Source organism: Pseudomonas sp. B21-021, from assembly GCF_024749205.1.
Taxonomy (GTDB): domain Bacteria; phylum Pseudomonadota; class Gammaproteobacteria; order Pseudomonadales; family Pseudomonadaceae; genus Aquipseudomonas; species Aquipseudomonas paraglycinae.
Genome location: NZ_CP087192.1, coordinates 4,850,210 through 4,866,174 on the forward strand (window position 1 = coordinate 4,850,210; position 15,965 = coordinate 4,866,174).

Annotated in this window: 17 protein-coding genes; 9 read left to right on the top strand and 8 right to left on the bottom strand. The window is 62.1% G+C overall.

The genetic code is table 11. From position 1 onward, the window contains the following. Positions 1-72: 72 nt before the first annotated feature. Positions 73-1,497 (bottom strand): sensor histidine kinase, encoded by a 1,425-nt coding sequence (locus LOY31_RS21715; protein ID WP_258712187.1) that lies wholly within the window; start codon positions 1,495-1,497, stop codon positions 73-75. Then, positions 1,484-2,206: a response regulator transcription factor gene (locus tag LOY31_RS21720; protein ID WP_085607389.1), complete on the bottom strand. Its 723-nt coding sequence runs from the start codon at positions 2,204-2,206 to the stop codon at positions 1,484-1,486. The genes LOY31_RS21715 and LOY31_RS21720 overlap by 14 nt, the downstream gene beginning before the upstream one ends. 216 nt (positions 2,207-2,422) lie before the next feature. Between LOY31_RS21720 and LOY31_RS21725 the strand changes: the two genes are divergently transcribed. Together LOY31_RS21725 and LOY31_RS21730 are read left to right on the top strand one after the other, a co-directional pair. Further along, positions 2,423-5,176, top strand: a complete 2,754-nt coding sequence (locus LOY31_RS21725; protein ID WP_258712188.1) for a response regulator — start codon at positions 2,423-2,425, stop codon at positions 5,174-5,176. 83 nt (positions 5,177-5,259) lie between these two features. Continuing rightward, complete coding sequence (locus LOY31_RS21730; RefSeq protein WP_085607391.1) at positions 5,260-6,249, top strand: 2-hydroxyacid dehydrogenase; 990 nt, start codon at positions 5,260-5,262, stop codon at positions 6,247-6,249. Between the two features lie 10 nt (positions 6,250-6,259). On the opposite strand, the gene LOY31_RS21735 is transcribed toward LOY31_RS21730, so the two are convergent. Then, positions 6,260-6,700 (bottom strand): hypothetical protein, encoded by a 441-nt coding sequence (locus LOY31_RS21735; RefSeq protein ID WP_085607393.1) that lies wholly within the window; start codon positions 6,698-6,700, stop codon positions 6,260-6,262. A gap of 133 nt (positions 6,701-6,833) precedes the next feature. On the opposite strand from LOY31_RS21735, the gene LOY31_RS21740 reads away from it, so the two are divergent. Then, entirely contained in the window at positions 6,834-7,268 is a 435-nt protein-coding gene (locus LOY31_RS21740) for a hypothetical protein (protein WP_007957770.1), read from the top strand. Continuing rightward, complete coding sequence (locus tag LOY31_RS21745) at positions 7,268-7,672, top strand: META domain-containing protein (protein ID WP_007957769.1); 405 nt, start codon at positions 7,268-7,270, stop codon at positions 7,670-7,672. The genes LOY31_RS21740 and LOY31_RS21745 overlap by 1 nt, the downstream gene beginning before the upstream one ends. Positions 7,673-7,818: 146 nt before the next feature. On the opposite strand, the gene LOY31_RS21750 is transcribed toward LOY31_RS21745, so the two are convergent. Beyond that, positions 7,819-8,286, bottom strand: coding sequence for a TlpA disulfide reductase family protein (locus tag LOY31_RS21750; protein ID WP_007957768.1), 468 nt, complete (start codon positions 8,284-8,286; stop codon positions 7,819-7,821). Positions 8,287-8,400: 114 nt separating this feature from the next. Between LOY31_RS21750 and arsC the strand changes: the two genes are divergently transcribed. Genes arsC through LOY31_RS21765 form a run of 3 tightly spaced genes read left to right on the top strand, consistent with a single transcriptional unit; the run spans position 8,401 to position 9,774 of the window. Next, positions 8,401-8,754, top strand: a complete 354-nt coding sequence (gene arsC, locus LOY31_RS21755) for an arsenate reductase (glutaredoxin) (RefSeq protein ID WP_011335489.1) — start codon at positions 8,401-8,403, stop codon at positions 8,752-8,754. Next, positions 8,751-9,347: an NAD(P)H:quinone oxidoreductase gene (wrbA, locus tag LOY31_RS21760; protein ID WP_085607395.1), complete on the top strand. Its 597-nt coding sequence runs from the start codon at positions 8,751-8,753 to the stop codon at positions 9,345-9,347. The genes arsC and wrbA overlap by 4 nt, the downstream gene beginning before the upstream one ends. Position 9,348: 1 nt before the next feature. Then, positions 9,349-9,774, top strand: coding sequence for a DUF2069 domain-containing protein (locus tag LOY31_RS21765; protein WP_258712189.1), 426 nt, complete (start codon positions 9,349-9,351; stop codon positions 9,772-9,774). Between the two features lie 153 nt (positions 9,775-9,927). Here the strand turns inward: LOY31_RS21765 and LOY31_RS21770 are convergent, their stop codons facing one another. Together LOY31_RS21770 and ttcA are read right to left on the bottom strand one after the other, a co-directional pair. After that, positions 9,928-10,602 (bottom strand): DNA-3-methyladenine glycosylase I, encoded by a 675-nt coding sequence (locus tag LOY31_RS21770; protein WP_221533761.1) that lies wholly within the window; start codon positions 10,600-10,602, stop codon positions 9,928-9,930. Between the two features lie 132 nt (positions 10,603-10,734). Next, the gene (gene ttcA / locus LOY31_RS21775) at positions 10,735-11,559 is read right to left on the bottom strand and encodes a tRNA 2-thiocytidine(32) synthetase TtcA (RefSeq protein ID WP_064598661.1); all 825 of its coding nucleotides are present in this window, start codon (positions 11,557-11,559) and stop codon (positions 10,735-10,737) included. Positions 11,560-11,848: 289 nt separating this feature from the next. Between ttcA and LOY31_RS21780 the strand changes: the two genes are divergently transcribed. Together LOY31_RS21780 and LOY31_RS21785 are read left to right on the top strand one after the other, a co-directional pair. Next, positions 11,849-12,451 carry a Yip1 family protein gene (locus LOY31_RS21780; protein ID WP_258712190.1) on the top strand — a complete coding sequence of 201 codons (603 nt, stop codon included), beginning with the start codon at positions 11,849-11,851 and terminating at the stop codon, positions 12,449-12,451. 159 nt (positions 12,452-12,610) lie between these two features. Further along, a complete protein-coding gene (locus LOY31_RS21785; RefSeq protein WP_007957760.1) occupies positions 12,611-13,105 on the top strand; it encodes a SprT family zinc-dependent metalloprotease in 495 nt (164 codons plus the stop codon). A 110-nt stretch (positions 13,106-13,215) separates the two neighbouring features. On the opposite strand, the gene LOY31_RS21790 is transcribed toward LOY31_RS21785, so the two are convergent. Next, positions 13,216-14,397, bottom strand: a complete 1,182-nt coding sequence (locus LOY31_RS21790) for a CaiB/BaiF CoA-transferase family protein (protein WP_258712191.1) — start codon at positions 14,395-14,397, stop codon at positions 13,216-13,218. Positions 14,398-14,542: 145 nt separating this feature from the next. Next, positions 14,543-15,877 carry a dicarboxylate/amino acid:cation symporter gene (locus LOY31_RS21795; protein WP_085607405.1) on the bottom strand — a complete coding sequence of 445 codons (1,335 nt, stop codon included), beginning with the start codon at positions 15,875-15,877 and terminating at the stop codon, positions 14,543-14,545. Between the last annotated feature and the right edge of the window lie 88 nt (positions 15,878-15,965).

A 15,965-nucleotide genomic window follows, 5' to 3' on the forward strand; every position in this document is an offset into this window, starting at 1 on the left:
GCAGTAAAAGTCTCACCAGTGGTGAGACTTTTTTAAAAGAGTGTCAGCAGTGCTGACACTTTACTGTGCCGCTCACACAATCTGCGGGCGGCTCATGTCCACTGTGGGAGCTGGCTTGCCAGCGAAGACTTCAGGACTGACAGCACTGTCATCCGCCACCAACCGCAGATTCAGGCGCAATCCCGACGGGCCGTTCTCGGCCCACAGGGTTCCGCCCTGGCGTTGCACCGCGTTTCTCGCGATGCTCAGGCCCAGACCAAATCCACCGTCCCCCGGCCGCGAGCCGTCGAGGCGGATGAAGGGCGAGAAGATCCGTTCCAGATCCGCCTCGTCCACGCCGCCGCCCTCGTCCTCCAGCCACAGGTGCCAGTAATCGCCATCTCGCCGACCGTCGAGCCGCACGATGCCGCCGGGTGGCGAATGGCGAATGGCGTTGCGCAGGATGTTTTCCAGGGCCTGGGCCAGGGTGTTGAGATTGCCGCGTACCCAGCAGGAAGCTTCCACCCCGCACTGCAACTGCCCGACCGGACAACAGCTTTCGTAGCAGGCGTTTTCGGTGAGCATTTCCCACAGCGCCTGAATCTGGATCGCTTCGTCCGGCAACGGTGCGCGTTCGGTGTCGAGCCAGGCCAGTTGCAGGGTGTCTTCCACCAATCGCTGCATCACGTCGACTTCGCGACCGATGCGCTCGCGCAACGGTTGCAGTTGCTGCTCGCTTTCGCTGGCGACCCGCAACCGGCTCAGAGGCGTGCGCAGTTCGTGGGACAGGTCGCGCAGCAGTTGCTGTTGCAGGGCCACAGTGGATTGCAGGCGTTCGGACATCGAGTCGAAGGCACGGGCCAGTTCACCGAGTTCATCGGGGCGCTGGGTGATGCCGCTCGACAACCGCACATTCAATTGATCGGCGCGCCAGGCATTGGCCTGCTCGCGCAGATTGTTCAGCGGCACCACCAGCAGGCGATACAGGCCGACGCACAGCAGCAAGGTGAACAGACCGGGAATCACACCGTTGGTGATGACCCGCCAGAACACCCGGTATTTGCCTGGCAGGAATCGCTCAGGCAACTCGATGACCAGACTGCCGGCCGTCGGGTCAATGGGGAACGGTACGCGCAACCACGGCCGGCCCTTTTTGTGAATCGGCCAGTCGAGGCCTCGCAGGAAGGTCAGGTGCTGAAGCTCCTGAGCATTCAACGGCTGGCTGCCCAGCGACTGCAGATTGCCGCCGATCACGCCGACCCAGCCGGCCTCGCGCAACTCCATGCTCTGCAACCAGCTATCGATGCCGTCACGCTCGCCCTGCTGCCAGGCGCGCTCGGCCTCGGCGGCATAACGGCTCAGGGTGCGACGGGCGTCGTCGGAGAGGAACTGGTTGCGCTGTTCCATGTAACGGCCCCAGGACCAGCTCAGCCAGATCATCAGCAGACAGAACGCCACCAGCAGACAAGCGAGTTTCCAGAACAGCGAGTGCCGGCCCGGCAGGTCAGACACTTTCATCGACGGCACTCAGGACGTAACCCTTGCCCCACACCGTGCGCACTTCCCGCTCGGTGTAGCCGACCGACTTGAGTTTGCGACGGATCTGGCTGATGTGCATGTCGAGGCTGCGGTCATGGGCCGCATAACCGCGCTGAAGAACGTGCTGATAAAGGAAGGCCTTGCTCAGCACTTCCTCGTCGTTGCGATTGAGGGTTTCCAGCAGACGGTATTCGCTGCGAGTCAGGCCGGCGGGCTGGTCGAGGTAGAACACGTCGCACTGCTCGTCGTCGAAACGCAGCCCGCCGACCGGCACTACCGGGGTGACGGCAGCCGGACGACGGTCGAGGGCGACCCGGCGCAGGATCGCTTCGATCCGCACATGCAGCTCGGCCATGCTGAAGGGTTTGGGCAGGTAGTCGTCGGCGCCGAGGCGGAACCCGCTGATGCGGTCGGCTTCGGCACCGAGGGCTGACATCAGCAACACCGGCGTGGAATGGCTCTGACGCAGTTGGGTCAGGACATTCAATCCGTCGAGCCCCGGCAACAGAATGTCCATCAACACCACGTCGAACGGCTGGCGCCGGGCGATGCTCAGGCCTTCACTGCCGTTCTGGCACCAGGTGACCTGGAAGCCGCTGCGGCCCAGTTGCTCATGGACATAGGCACCGAGGACGGGATCGTCTTCGATGGAAAGAATGCGGGGCTGGCCAATAGAGACAGGAGTCATGACTATCTGCAAATAATTCTCAGTTGGGCGATTATTCAAGATTGCCCGGCGCCCGGCAACCCAAGCTTGACCTGTCGGACAGATGACCGCTCCCCAAGCGAAGGACGACGACATCATTTTTCCCAAGATTGCCCGCAAGCAAATCGCTACACTGCGCCGATACCGCGTGCCGGACGCACGTGTGAGTCAACGATCAGCGGGATGCAGGAGAAAGGCGTGCTCAAGAAACTGGGAATCAAAGGTCGCGTATTGTTGCTGACCCTGTTGCCGACCAGCCTGATGGCACTGGTGCTGGGCGGGTATTTCACCTGGACGCAGCAGTCCGACCTGCAAACCCAACTGATGCAGCGCGGCGAAATGATCGCCGAGCAACTGGCTCCGCTGGTGGCACCGGCCATGGGCCACGGCGATGCCGAACTGCTCGAGCGCATCGCCACCCAGTCCCTCGAACAGCCGGACGTGCGCGCCGTCACCTTTCTCGCGCCCGACCGCTCGCCCCTTGCCCACGCCGGCCCGACCATGCTCAATCAGGCGCCGAGCGGCGACAGCGCGCACTTGCTGCGACGCAGCGGCAACGACGCCACGCGCTATCTGCTGCCGGTGTTCGGCAAACACCGCAACCTCGCCGGCGAGCTGATCCCGCAAGAGTCCGACCGCCTGCTCGGCTGGGTCGAACTGGAGCTGTCGCACAACGGCATGTTGTTGCGCGGCTATCGAAGCCTGTTTGCCAGCCTGCTACTGATCGGCGCAGGACTGGCCGGCGCCGCGTTGCTGGCCTTGCGCATGGGCCGCACGATCAACCGCCCGCTGAGCCAGATCAAACAGGCCGTCGCGCAGCTCAAGGACGGTCACCTGGAAACCCGTCTGCCACCGCTGGGCAGCCAGGAACTGGATGAACTGGCGTCCGGCATCAACCGCATGGCCGGCACCCTGCAAAACGCCCGCGAAGAATTGCAGCACAGCGTCGATCAGGCCACCGAAGACGTGCGCCAGAACCTGGAAACCATCGAGATCCAGAACATCGAGCTGGACCTGGCCCGTAAAGAAGCGCTGGAAGCGAGCCGGATCAAATCCGAATTCCTCGCCAACATGAGCCATGAAATCCGCACGCCGCTCAACGGCATTCTCGGTTTTACCCACCTGTTGCAGAAAAGCGAGCTGACCCCGCGCCAGCTCGACTACCTGGGCACCATCGAAAAATCCGCCGACAGCCTGCTGGGGATCATCAACGAGATCCTCGATTTCTCGAAGATCGAGGCCGGCAAACTGGTGCTCGACCATATCCCGTTCAACCTGCGCGACCTGTTGCAGGACACCCTGACCATCCTCGCCCCCGCTGCCCACGCCAAGCAGCTGGAACTGGTGAGTCTGGTGTACCGCGACACGCCGCTGTCGCTGGTCGGCGATCCGCTGCGCCTCAAGCAGATCCTGACCAACCTGGTGAGCAACGCGATCAAGTTCACCCGCGAAGGCACCATCGTCGCCCGCGCCATGCTCGAAGAAGAAAACGACGACAGCGTGCAGTTGCGCATCAGCATTCAGGACACCGGCATCGGTTTGTCGAACCAGGACGTGCGCGCGTTGTTCCAGGCGTTCAGCCAGGCTGACAACTCGCTGTCGCGCCAACCCGGCGGTACCGGTCTGGGGCTGGTGATTTCCAAGCGCCTGATCGAACAGATGGGCGGCGAAATCGGCGTCGACAGCACACCGGGCGAAGGCTCGGAATTCTGGATCAGCCTGAACCTGCCCAAGACCCGCGACGACGCCGAAGACCTGCCTTCCGCGCCCTTGCTCGGGCGTCGGGTGGCGGTACTGGAAAACCACGAACTGGCGCGTCAGGCCCTGCAGCATCAACTGGAAGACTGCGGCCTCGACGTCACGCCGTTCAATACCCTGGAAAGCCTGACCAATGGCGTTACCGGCGCCCATCAGACCGAACAGGCCATCGATCTGGCCGTGCTCGGTATCACCAGCAACGACATGCCGCCGGAACGCCTCAACCAGCACATCTGGGACCTTGAACACCTCGGTTGCCGGGTGCTGGTGTTGTGCCCGACCACCGAGCTGACGCTGTATCACCTGTCGGTGCCCAACCCTCACAGTCAGCTGCAATCGAAACCGGCCTGCACCCGCAAACTGCGCCGGGCCTTGTCGGACATGGTCAACCCGCGCCAGCCGCGCAGCGAACCGGGCGAACCGTTGTCGAGCCGCGCGCCGAAAGTGCTGTGCGTCGATGACAATCCGGCCAACCTGTTGCTGGTGCAGACGCTGCTCGAAGACATGGGCGCCAAGGTGCTGGCCGTGGAAAGCGGTTACGCGGCGGTCAAAGCGGTGCAGAACGAAACCTTCGATCTGGTGCTGATGGACGTGCAGATGCCCGGCATGGACGGACGCCAGAGCACCGAAACGATTCGCCAGTGGGAAAGCGAGCGGCACTGCACGCCGTTGCCGATCGTCGCCCTCACCGCCCACGCCATGGCCAATGAAAAACGCGCGCTGCTGCAAAGCGGCATGGACGACTACCTGACCAAGCCGATCAGCGAGCGGCAACTGGCGCAGGTGGTGCTGAAGTGGACTGGGCTGGCGTTGCGCAATCAGGCGCCGGACCGTGGCGGCGAAAGTCTGCTGGGTAATCAGGAACTGCCGATTCTCGATCACGAGGAAGGTCTGCGCCTGGCCGCCGGCAAGGCGGATCTGGCGGCGGACATGCTGGCGATGCTGCTGGCCTCCCTCGAGGCCGATCGCGAAGCCATCCGCACGGCCCGCGACAATCAGGATCAGAACAGTCTGCTCGAACGGGTGCACCGCCTGCACGGCGCCACGCGTTACTGCGGTGTGCCGCAATTGCGCGCCGCCTGCCAGCGCAGCGAAACCCTGCTCAAGCAACAGGATCCCAAAGCCTCGACCGCGCTGGACGAGCTGGAACGGGCGATCAATCGTCTGGCGGCCCAGGCGAAGATCAGCGCCTGATCCACGGCAATGCCGGTCAACGCCGACGCAGCTAAAGTTGTCGCGGGTGATTTGCGCCCGCGTCGATGCTCCAGGAGGATTTCATGCGCACGATCGTTTTCAGCAGCCAGACCTACGACCGCGACAGTTTCCTCGCCGCCGACTGCCCGGCCGGGATCGAACTGCACTTCCAGTCAGCCCGGCTCAGCCTCGATACCGCAGCGCTGGCCGAACATCACGAAGTGGTCTGCGCGTTCATCAACGATGACCTGAGCGCGCCGGTGCTGGAACGTCTGGCCGCTGGCGGCACACGCCTGATCGCCTTGCGTTCGGCCGGCTACAACCATGTGGATCTGGCCGTCGCCAAACGTCTGGGGCTGGCTGTCGTGCGCGTACCGGCCTACTCGCCCCATGCGGTGGCCGAACATGCGGTGGCGTTGATCCTCGCCCTCAACCGTCGCTTGCACCGCGCCTACAACCGCACCCGCGAAGGCGATTTCAGCCTGCACGGGCTTACTGGTTTCGATCTGGTGGGCAAAACGGTCGGCATCGTCGGCACCGGACAGATCGGCGCGACCTTTGCGAAGATCATGCACGGTTTCGGCTGTGAACTGCTGGCTTACGACCCTTATCCGAACCCTGCCGTCGAAGCGTTGGGCGCGCGCTACCTGAGCCTGCCGGACCTGCTGGCGCAAGCACGTATCATCAGCCTGCACTGCCCGCTCAACGAACAGAGCCGTCACCTGATCAACCGCGATTCGCTGGCGCACATGCAACCGGGGGCAATGCTGATCAACACCGGGCGCGGCGGTCTGGTGGACACGCCGGCGCTCATCGACGCCCTGAAGGACGGCCAGCTCGGTTATCTGGGACTGGATGTATATGAAGAGGAGGCGCAGCTGTTCTTCGAAGATCGCTCCGATCTGCCGCTACAGGACGACGTGCTGGCGCGGCTGCTGACGTTCCCGAATGTGATCGTCACTGCGCATCAGGCATTCCTGACCCATGAGGCGCTGGGCGCGATTGCCGCGACCACCTTGCACAACATCGCGACCTGGGCGGCAGGTACGCCGCAGAACCAGGTCGAAGGCTGAGGGATCGGACTCAGACCGGGGGCGGCGTCGGGGTAATCGCCACGCACAGGATCAACAGCGCCAGCCAGCCGAACCCCAGCAAACGTTGCTTGAGGGAGTGGCCGCTGCGCAGCAGGAACCAGACAAACACCAGCGGCATCAGAAACGCCATGATCTTCAGCCAGCCTTCCACCGGGCGCGAACCGTCCGGGTTCAACACCGGTTCGACAGGCTGCGAACGACGGCGTCGCCCCGCCGCGGCCGGCATGATCTTCGGCCGCTCGGGAGCCGGCGGCGGAACGAAGGCCTCGGGCACTGCCTTGTTACGCGGCAGGCTGCCAAAGGAAATCGTCGACGCGCCCTTTTCGGCGTGAGGAGCCTGTGCATCTGCCAGCGGAGCCCCGCAATGAATGCACGCCGTGGCTTCGGAGCTGATGCTCCGCTTGCATTCATAACATTCGATCAGCGCCATGTTCCGTTCCTTGAAAATGAAGGCGGCAGTTTGCCACGACTGCGGTGTCGATTTGAACCTGATCGAAGGTCGCACGCGCGCATCATTCTGCAATCAAGCCCGTGCTAGCATGTCGCGCATATTTGGAGGACCCATGGTCGAACACGATTTCCGCTACACCCTGATGAACCCGCAACACACCCTCACCGAATGCCGCGCCCTGGTTCCGGGCCGTTATCAGGTCACCGGCAACGGTGGCTCGATCCGCATCGGCGACGTGCTGGTCGTGACCCTCAAAGGCAGCAAGGACTTGTCCATGCGCCTGACCGTCGACACCGTCCGCCACCTGATCAACCCGCCGGGTCAATGGACTGCCATGACCACCGGCCCGGTGTTCGGTGAACTGGCGATCCACACCTGGCAGGTCAACTGCGACAGCTGCGCCAAGGAGCTGAGCTTCGAATTCGCGGTGGACGCCAAGCTGGGCAAGCCTGCTGAAAAACCGGCCGCCACCGCACGTATTGCTGAACTGGGCTGGAAAGCCGTCGGCGACAAGCACCTGTGCCCGAAATGCCAGGAGCCGGCGTGATGAAACACCTGGCCCTGACCGCCGCTGTCGGCGCCGGCCTGATGGGTTGCGCCGCGGAGCCTGTGCAACTGCAACAGAACCGCAGTTACATTCTGGAATGGATCGGCGAGCGTCCGCTGATGGACTACAGCCACCTGACCGTGACCCTCGGCGATGATGGCCGGGCCTATGGTAATGGCGGCTGCAACCACTGGTTCGCGCCTTACACTTTGGAAGGCGACAAGCTGAGCTTCGGCAAGATCGGCAAGACCCGCAAACTGTGTGCCCCGGCGCTGATGGAGCAGGAGCAACGCTTCCTCCAGGCCCTGGAACACGTGGAACGCTGGGACATCTCGCCGATCGAGCAGATGCGCTTCTGGCCTGCTGAAGGCAAGCCGTTGCGCTGGTGGCTGGAAGAAGGTTGATCCTTCGAATCGTTCCCACGCACAGCGCGTGATCGTTCCCACGCTCTGCGTGGTAACGCCGCCCCGGACGCTCCGCGTCCGCTGTGACGCAGAGCGTCACGGGATGCATTCCCACGCAGAGCGTGGGAACGATCAGCCAAGGCGAATCAGTTGGTAGCCTGCAACGCCTCAAGCTTCGCCATCACCCCTGCCGCCGTCTGCTCGCCCATCAACTGTTCCCGCACCTTGCCCTTGTTGTCGATGATGTAAGTCACCGGCAAGGCTTCACTGCGCGGCAGTTCGAACAATTCCGACGGATCCTGCGCCAGCACGGTGAACTTGATGCCCAGTTTTTCGCTGGCGCTCTTCAGCTCTTCACCCTGCACGTTGTCGAAGTTGACCCCGAACACGCCGATCTTCTTGCCCTTGAGCTCGTCGGCCAGGTGATTGAGTTCCGGGATTTCCGTGCGGCACGGGCCGCACCATTCGGCCCAGTAGTTGAGCACGACCCATTGTTTGTCGAGGCGCTCGGACGCCACTTTCTGCCCGTTCTGGTCGATGCCGTAGTCGTTACCGCAGCCCCCCAGCATCAACGCCCCGATGATCGTCAATGCCGCTGCCAGTGCCCGTGTCATGTCGTGTTCCTTGTGAAAAATTGAATGCGCCTGCGACCCATCGCCTCTCAAGGTTCTGGATTGCGCGCTGCACAGTTAGAATAGCCGCCACTCTACGCAAGAAGCGACCCGCCCATGACCGATCTGACGCTTTATCACAACCCGCGCTGCTCGAAATCCCGCGGTGCGCTCGAACTGCTCGAAGCCCGTGGCCTGACGCCGAACGTGGTGCGCTACCTCGAAACCCCGCTGGACGCCGCGCAGATCAAGGCCTTGCTCGGCAAGCTGGGAATCAGTGCACGGCAACTGCTGCGCACCGGCGAAGACGAGTACAAGACGCTGAACCTGGCCGATGCCAGTCTCACCGAGAAACAATTGATCGAAGCGATCGCGGCGCATCCGAAGTTGATGGAGCGACCGATTCTCGAAGCCGGCGACAAAGCCGTCATCGGCCGTCCACCGGAGCAGATCCTGGAGCTGTTGCCGTGAGTACGCCGTACATTCTGGTTCTGTATTACAGCCGCAGCGGTTCGACCAACGAGATGGCCCGGCAGATCGCCCGTGGCGTCGAGCAGGCCGGCCTCGAAGCGCGACTGCGCACCGTGCCGGCGATCTCCACCGAGTGCGAAGCCGTGGCGCCGGACATTCCTGATGAAGGAGCGCTGTACGCCACGCTGGATGACCTGAAGAACTGCGCCGGCCTGGCCCTCGGCAGCCCGACCCGTTTCGGCAACATGGCCGCGCCGCTCAAGTACTTCCTCGACGGCACCAGCAACCTGTGGCTGACCGGCGCGCTGGTCGGCAAACCGGCCGGGGTGTTCACGTCCACCGCCAGCCTGCACGGCGGTCAGGAAACTACCCTGCTGTCGATGATGCTGCCGCTGCTGCACCACGGCATGCTGATCACCGGCCTGCCTTACAGCGAATCGGCGCTGCTGGAAACCCAGGGCGGCGGCACGCCGTACGGCGCCAGCCATCACGCCGGGGCCGACGGTAAAAGCGGTCTCGATCAACACGAAGTGGCGCTGTGCCGCGCCCTCGGCGCACGCCTGGCCAAGACGGCCCAGAAACTGGGGAACTGAGATGGCCAGAAAGCCGAAAGTCCTGCCCGCCGTCGAATGGCTCGAGCCACGGGTGCGGGCGATGCGGGTGATCAGTCTGCTGTGCTTTTTGGGCCTGGCCGGACTGCTCGCCGCGTATTACCTGGTGTTCGCCGACCTGCACGGCGCGCGGCCGTGGGTGATTCTGCTGATCGAGCTGATCCCGTGGATCGTGCTCGCACCGGGCATGATCATGGGCAGCGCACGCGGGCATTCATGGATGTGCTTTGTGGTGAATCTGTATTTCATCAAGGGCGCACTGGCGGCGTATGACCCGAGCCGGCAGCTGTTCGGTGTGCTGGAGATGATCGCCAGTCTGGCGGTGTTCTGTTCGGCTTTGCTGTATGTGCGGTGGCGGTATCAGTTGAATCGCAAACTGGCGGGCGAAGGCGAAGTCTCCGTCGCCTGACAGACCGCTATCGCTGGCAAGCCAGCTCCCACAGGTTTCGGGATCGTTCCCACGCTCTGCGTGGGAATGCATAAAGAGACGCTCCGCGTCTCAGGGACGCAGAGCGTCCCGGGCGGCATTCCCACGCAGAGCGTGGGAACGATCACCCTAGGCTCAATGGTTGACGGTATACGCCAGCATCATCGAAATCTGGCTCATCGGCCGTCCGCCACTCTCTTCATGCCACTGGTTGAACGCGTTCTGCACCGTCGCCAGATCCCGCAGACTGCTCGGCACCTTGTCGACGATCTTCTGTGCATTCAACGCCGCGACCACGTCGTAGCTCGGCACGAACGTATCCTTGCCAACCATCCGCAAGAACCGTGGCGCCGACAGCCCGCCCAATTGATGCCCGTGCTTTTTCAGATAGGTCCACAAACCGACGATATCGGTCACCGGCCAATCGGCAATCAACGCGCCGAAACTGCCCTTCTCTTTCTCGACGTCCAGAATGAACTGCGCATTGCGCGGCACGCTCTTGAGCTTGCCCAGGTGACGGATGATCCGCGCATCCTGCATCAGCCGCTCAAGGTGTTCGGCGCTCATCAGCACGACCTTTTCCGGGTCGAACTTGAAAAACACTTCCTCGAAGGCCAGCCACTTGGCATCCACCAGGCTGTGCTTGAGCCCGGCACGGAACACCCGCAGGGCCATGGTCGAGAGGTAACGGTCGTCGCTGATCTTGCGCAGTTGCGCCGGGGTCTTGGGAACGGGCAGATGGGCTTCCAGTTCAGCCGCCGAACCGAAGCGGTTCAGACAGTATTCGTGCAGCCACTTGTAGTCGCGCATGCCCTCTCCTTTTGAATGAAACGAAAAACCAATGTGGGAGCGGGCTTGCTCGCGAAGACTGAGTGTCAGTCGACTCATGCATCGACTGGTACGCCGCCTTCGCGAGCAAGCCCGCTCCCACTTGGATTGTGTTTACAGGTTTACGACGTTGACGAATCGCGAAGCGGCGGTCTCATCAATCTTCAGGCTGGTGAAGTCAAACAGGTTACGGTCAGCCAGTTGCGACGGGATCACGTTCTGCAGGCTGCGGAAGATGCTTTCGGTACGGCCCGGGGTCTTGCGTTCCCAGTCCACCAGCATTTCCTTGACCACCTGACGTTGCAGGTTTTCCTGGGAACCGCAGAGGTTGCACGGGATGATCGGGAATTGCTTGAAGTCCGAGTAGGCCTGGATGTCTTTCTCGTTGCAGTAGGCTAGCGGACGGATCACCACGTTGCGGCCGTCGTCGGCGCGCAGCTTCGGCGGCATGGCCTTGAGGCTGCCGTTGAAGAACATGTTGAGGAAGAACGTCTCGACGATGTCGTCGCGGTGATGACCGAGGGCCATTTTGGTCGCGCCGATTTCGTCAGCGAAGGTGTACAGCGTGCCGCGACGCAGGCGCGAGCACAGCGAGCAGGTGGTCTTGCCTTCCGGGATCAGCTCCTTGACCACCGAGTAGGTGTCTTTCTCGACGATGTGGTACTCGATGCCCAGCTCTTTCAGGTAGGCCGGCAGCACGTGCTCGGGGAAACCCGGCTGCTTCTGGTCCATGTTCACGGCGACGATCTCGAACTTGATCGGTGCAACCTTCTGCAGGTGCATCAGCACGTCGAGCATGGTGTAGCTGTCCTTGCCCCCGGACAGGCAGACCATGACCTTGTCGCCGTCTTCGATCATGTTGAAGTCGGTGACGGCTTCGCCGGCCAGGCGGCGCAGGCGCTTTTGCAGTTTGTTCTGGTTGACCGTAAGAGTGCCCATGACGCGAAATCCGTGAGGTGTGACGAAAGGCGGGCATTTTACGCAAAAACACTTGGCTTGTGGCCACAGGTTGTCGCCCCCTCGAATGCCTGCTTACACAGACCCCGACGCGATTACCCCGAGGTTTTACAGCGCGATTTGCTCTAAGCCCCTATCACCTGTGCGGTTAAGACCTTTCTATACTGCGACATAAGGTCGCACACAATCTGAAGACCTGTATTTGCTCGGCCGCATTGGCCCGTAGGCGCTCCGCTGGGGGGCGATGGCAATAACGAGAGGAGTGACTGGCATGATCCATCACGTAGTGGGACTTTTTACCCACCCCGATCAGGAATGGAAGGAAATCCGTGGCGACCAGGAAGAAAGCATCAGCCACATGTACCTGACGCACACGCTGATTCTGGCGGCGATCCCCGCTGTTTCGGCATTTATCGGCACGACTCAGGTCGGCTGGGTGATCGGCAACCGCGCACCGGTGATGCTCACCGTCGAAAGCGCGTTGTGGATGACGATCATGTCTTATCTGGCAATGCTCGGCGGGGTCGCGGTCATGGGTGCCTTCGTGCACTGGATGGCCCGCACCTATGACGCCAACCCGAGCCTGGCCCGTTGCGTGGCATTTGCCACCTACACCGCGACACCGTTGTTCGTCGGCGGGTTGGCGGCGCTCTATCCGCACATGTGGCTGGGGATGATCATCGGCACGGCGGCCATCTGCTACACGGTGTACCTGTTGTATGTGGGGCTGCCGACCTTCATGAACATTCCGTCCGACGAGGGTTTCCTGTTTTCAAGCTCGGTGCTGGCGGTGGGGCTGGTGGTGCTGGTCGCCATCATGGCGTTTACCGTGATTGTCTGGGGACTGGGCGTGGGGCCCGTCTACACAAATTAGCTGGCTGCACTGCCGAGAAGAACTAGATCCGCCAACACAGGCCGCCGCGAGGCGGCCTTCTCGTGCCGGTTGAAAAAGAGCGACGACCATTCGGCAGCTCGACGATTCGCAACGCCCCGGCGTTGCGGCATACTCGACGCCTCTGGAGATCCATCAAGCATGCCCGAGCAACTCAATACCCGCGTCGAAGACTGTTTCCAACTCGCTGAATCCTTTTTCAAACGTCCCTTCAAACGCCCCGTGGTGAGCCTCAAGCTGCGCGGGCAAAAAGCCGGGGTCGCGCATCTGCACGAGAATCTGCTGCGCTTCAATCCGCAGCTGTACCGGGAAAACACCGAACATTTCCTCAAGCAGACCGTGGCCCACGAAGTCGCGCACCTGATCGCCCATCAACTGTTCGGCGACCGCATCCAGCCCCACGGCGAGGAGTGGCAACTGATCATGCGCGGCGTTTACGAATTGCCGCCGGACCGCTGCCATACCTATGAAGTCAAACGCCGCAGCGTGACCCGCTACATCTATAAATGCCCGTGTGCCGATAGCGATTTTCCGTTTTCGGCGCAGCGCCATAGCCTGGTCAGGCAGGGGCGGCGCTATCTGTGCCGGCGCTGTCGCAACACATTGGTGTTCAGTGGCGAGATGCGGGTCGAGTAAGTCCCCATCTCGTTCCCACGCTCTGCGTGGGAATGTATCCCGTGACGCTCTGCGTCACAGTGGACGCGGAGCGTCCATGGCGGCATTCCCACGCAGAGCGTGGGAACGATCTACAAAACGATTTTCGCGGCACGTAATTCGGCAATTCGCTCAGCGCTTAAACCCAACTCCGCCAACACCTGATCCGTATGCTGCCCCAGCGCCGCGCCGACGTGCCGCGGCGCCGGCAATGCCTCGGAGAACTTCAGCGGACACGCCATCTGCGTCTGCGACGAGCCATCCCCACGCGGCACCTGTGTCACCAGTTCCCGCGCCCGCAATTGCGGATGCTGCACCGCCTCGCCCAGGTTCAGAACCGGTTCGACGCAGGCATCGATCCCGGCAAATAGCTCGCACAGCTCGGCAAAGTCATGCTTCTCGAACTCGACCTTCAAAGCGTCCTTGAGCGCGCGTTGCTGCTCGGGTCTGGGTGACAAGCCCTGCGCCGCCAGTTCCGGCCGACCCAGCGCCGCACACAGTTGCTGCATAAAGGCCGGTTCCAGACTGCCCACCGACATCCAGCGCCCGTCGCGGGAGCGGTAGTAATCGTAGAAGCTGCCGCCATTGAGCATCTGATCCTCCCAGCCCGGCTCCTCGCCACAGGCCAGATACCCGGCACCGGCCATGGCGTTCAGGCTGAATGCGCAATCAGTCATGCTCACGTCCAGATGGGTGCCCTGCCCGGTCTGCTGGCGGGAAATCACCGCCGCCAGCAGGCCGATCACCCCGTGCAGCGAGCCGCCAGCCACATCCGCCACCTGCATGCCCAGCGGCAACGGCCCGCTATCGGCGCGCCCGGTGTAACTGGAGAGCCCGGCCAGCGCCAGATAGTTGATGTCGTGGGCGGCGCGATCCTTGTACGGCCCGGTCTGGCCGTAACCGGTGATCGAGACATAAATCAGCTTCGGATTGATCGCCTTCAGCGCCTCGTAACCCAGCCCCAGCCGCGCCATCACACCGGGGCGGAACTGCTCCAGCACGATGTCGTAATCCGCCAGCAACTGCTTCACCAGCTCCAACGCCTCGGGCTGCTTGAGGTCCAGCGCCAGACTGCGTTTATTGCGATTGAGATAAGCGTGACTGGCCGAGACGCCGTGATCGTGCGGCGGCAACACCCGCAACAGGTCGAGACGGGTCGGCGATTCGATGCGCAGCACTTCGGCGCCCATGTCCGCCAGCAGCAGCGAGGCGAACGGCCCCGGCAGCAGGGTCGAGAAATCCAGAATCTTCAGTGAGGCCAGCGGTGCAGACATGGGCGATCTCCATCAACGATGCATGCAGCCTAGGCAGCCAGCGGCGATGGGGCAATTACCGGATCCATCAGCTGCGCTGACCGTTGCGCTCAAACAGCAGGCAAGAAAAAACCCGCCGAAGCGGGTTTTTCCATTCAAGCGATGCTTACTTCACATTGCTCGGGGTCGGGCCTTCGGCCACGCCCAGGTCATCTTCTTCACGCTCGTCGGAGATACCGCGACCGCCCGAGGCCAGCTCGGATTGCAGCACATCGGTGTCCAGCTCCTTGACCCACTTGGCCACAACGATGGTGGCAACGGCGTTGCCGACCAGGTTGGTCAGGGCACGGGCTTCGGACATGAAGCGGTCGATACCCAGGATCAGTGCCAGACCGGCCACCGGCAGGTGACCTACGGCCGACAGGGTGGCCGCCAGTACGATGAAGCCCGAACCGGTCACACCGGCTGCGCCTTTGGAGGACAACAGCAGCACCAGCAGCAGGGTGATCTGATGGGTGATGTCCATGTGGGTGTCGGTCGCCTGAGCGATGAACACGGCCGCCATGGTCAGGTAGATCGAAGTACCGTCGAGGTTGAACGAGTAGCCGGTCGGGATCACCAGACCCACCACCGATTTCTTCGCGCCCAGACGCTCCATCTTGATCAGCATGCGTGGCAGCGCCGATTCGGACGAGGACGTACCCAGTACGATCAACAGTTCTTCACGGATGTAACGCACCAGCTTCAGCACGCTGAAACCGTGGGCACGGCAGATCCCGCCCAGCACCACCAGCACGAACAGGATGCAGGTGATGTAGAAGCAGATCATCAACTGGCCCAGTTGCACCAGCGAGCCGACACCGTAGGCACCGATGGTGAAGGCCATGGCACCCAGCGCACCCAGCGGCGCCAGCTTCATGATCATGTTGATGATGTTGAACATGACGTGGGCGAAACGATCGATCAGGTCCAGCAGCGGACGACCGTACGAACCCAGGCGATGCAGTGCATAGCCGAAGATCACCGAGAACATCAACACTTGCAGAATGTCACCGGTGGCAAACGCGCCGACGATGGTGTTCGGGATCACGTTGAGGAGGAAGCCAACAATGCTCTGGTCTTTACTGGCCGTCACATAGGTGGCGATTTTCGAGGCGTCCAGGGTGGTGACGTCGATGTGCATGCCGGCGCCCGGTTGCACAACGTTGACCACGACCAGACCGATCAGCAGGGCGATGGTGGAAACGATTTCGAAGTACAGCAGCGCGTAGCCGCCGGTCTTGCCCACGGATTTCATGTTCTGCATGCCGGCGATGCCGCTGACAACGGTACAGAAGATGATCGGTGCGATGACCATTTTGATCAGTTTGATGAACCCGTCACCCAGTGGCTTGAGCGCCACGCCGGTCTGAGGGTAGAAGTGACCGAGCAGGATGCCGATGGCGATTGCAACGATCACCTGGAAATACAGGGATTTGTACAGTGGCTGACGAGTCGTCATTGCAAAGTTCCTCAAGAGTCCCGCGCGGCAACATCCATCTGTTGTACGCGACACTTGAATTGCGAACCCTCCTGCACTGGAGGGATTT

Coding starts and splice junctions, on each gene's coding strand:
- LOY31_RS21785 (WP_007957760.1), top strand. CDS start 12,611: ATGCCCGAGCAACTCAATACCCGCGTCGAAGACTGTTTCCAACTCGCT.
- LOY31_RS21780 (WP_258712190.1), top strand. CDS start 11,849: ATGATCCATCACGTAGTGGGACTTTTTACCCACCCCGATCAGGAATGG.
- LOY31_RS21795 (WP_085607405.1), bottom strand. CDS start 15,877: ATGACGACTCGTCAGCCACTGTACAAATCCCTGTATTTCCAGGTGATC.
- ttcA (WP_064598661.1), bottom strand. CDS start 11,559: ATGGGCACTCTTACGGTCAACCAGAACAAACTGCAAAAGCGCCTGCGC.
- LOY31_RS21740 (WP_007957770.1), top strand. CDS start 6,834: ATGGTCGAACACGATTTCCGCTACACCCTGATGAACCCGCAACACACC.
- LOY31_RS21745 (WP_007957769.1), top strand. CDS start 7,268: ATGAAACACCTGGCCCTGACCGCCGCTGTCGGCGCCGGCCTGATGGGT.
- LOY31_RS21735 (WP_085607393.1), bottom strand. CDS start 6,700: ATGGCGCTGATCGAATGTTATGAATGCAAGCGGAGCATCAGCTCCGAA.
- LOY31_RS21765 (WP_258712189.1), top strand. CDS start 9,349: ATGGCCAGAAAGCCGAAAGTCCTGCCCGCCGTCGAATGGCTCGAGCCA.
- LOY31_RS21790 (WP_258712191.1), bottom strand. CDS start 14,397: ATGTCTGCACCGCTGGCCTCACTGAAGATTCTGGATTTCTCGACCCTG.
- LOY31_RS21750 (WP_007957768.1), bottom strand. CDS start 8,286: ATGACACGGGCACTGGCAGCGGCATTGACGATCATCGGGGCGTTGATG.
- LOY31_RS21770 (WP_221533761.1), bottom strand. CDS start 10,602: ATGCGCGACTACAAGTGGCTGCACGAATACTGTCTGAACCGCTTCGGT.
- arsC (WP_011335489.1), top strand. CDS start 8,401: ATGACCGATCTGACGCTTTATCACAACCCGCGCTGCTCGAAATCCCGC.
- LOY31_RS21715 (WP_258712187.1), bottom strand. CDS start 1,497: ATGAAAGTGTCTGACCTGCCGGGCCGGCACTCGCTGTTCTGGAAACTC.
- LOY31_RS21730 (WP_085607391.1), top strand. CDS start 5,260: ATGCGCACGATCGTTTTCAGCAGCCAGACCTACGACCGCGACAGTTTC.
- LOY31_RS21720 (WP_085607389.1), bottom strand. CDS start 2,206: ATGACTCCTGTCTCTATTGGCCAGCCCCGCATTCTTTCCATCGAAGAC.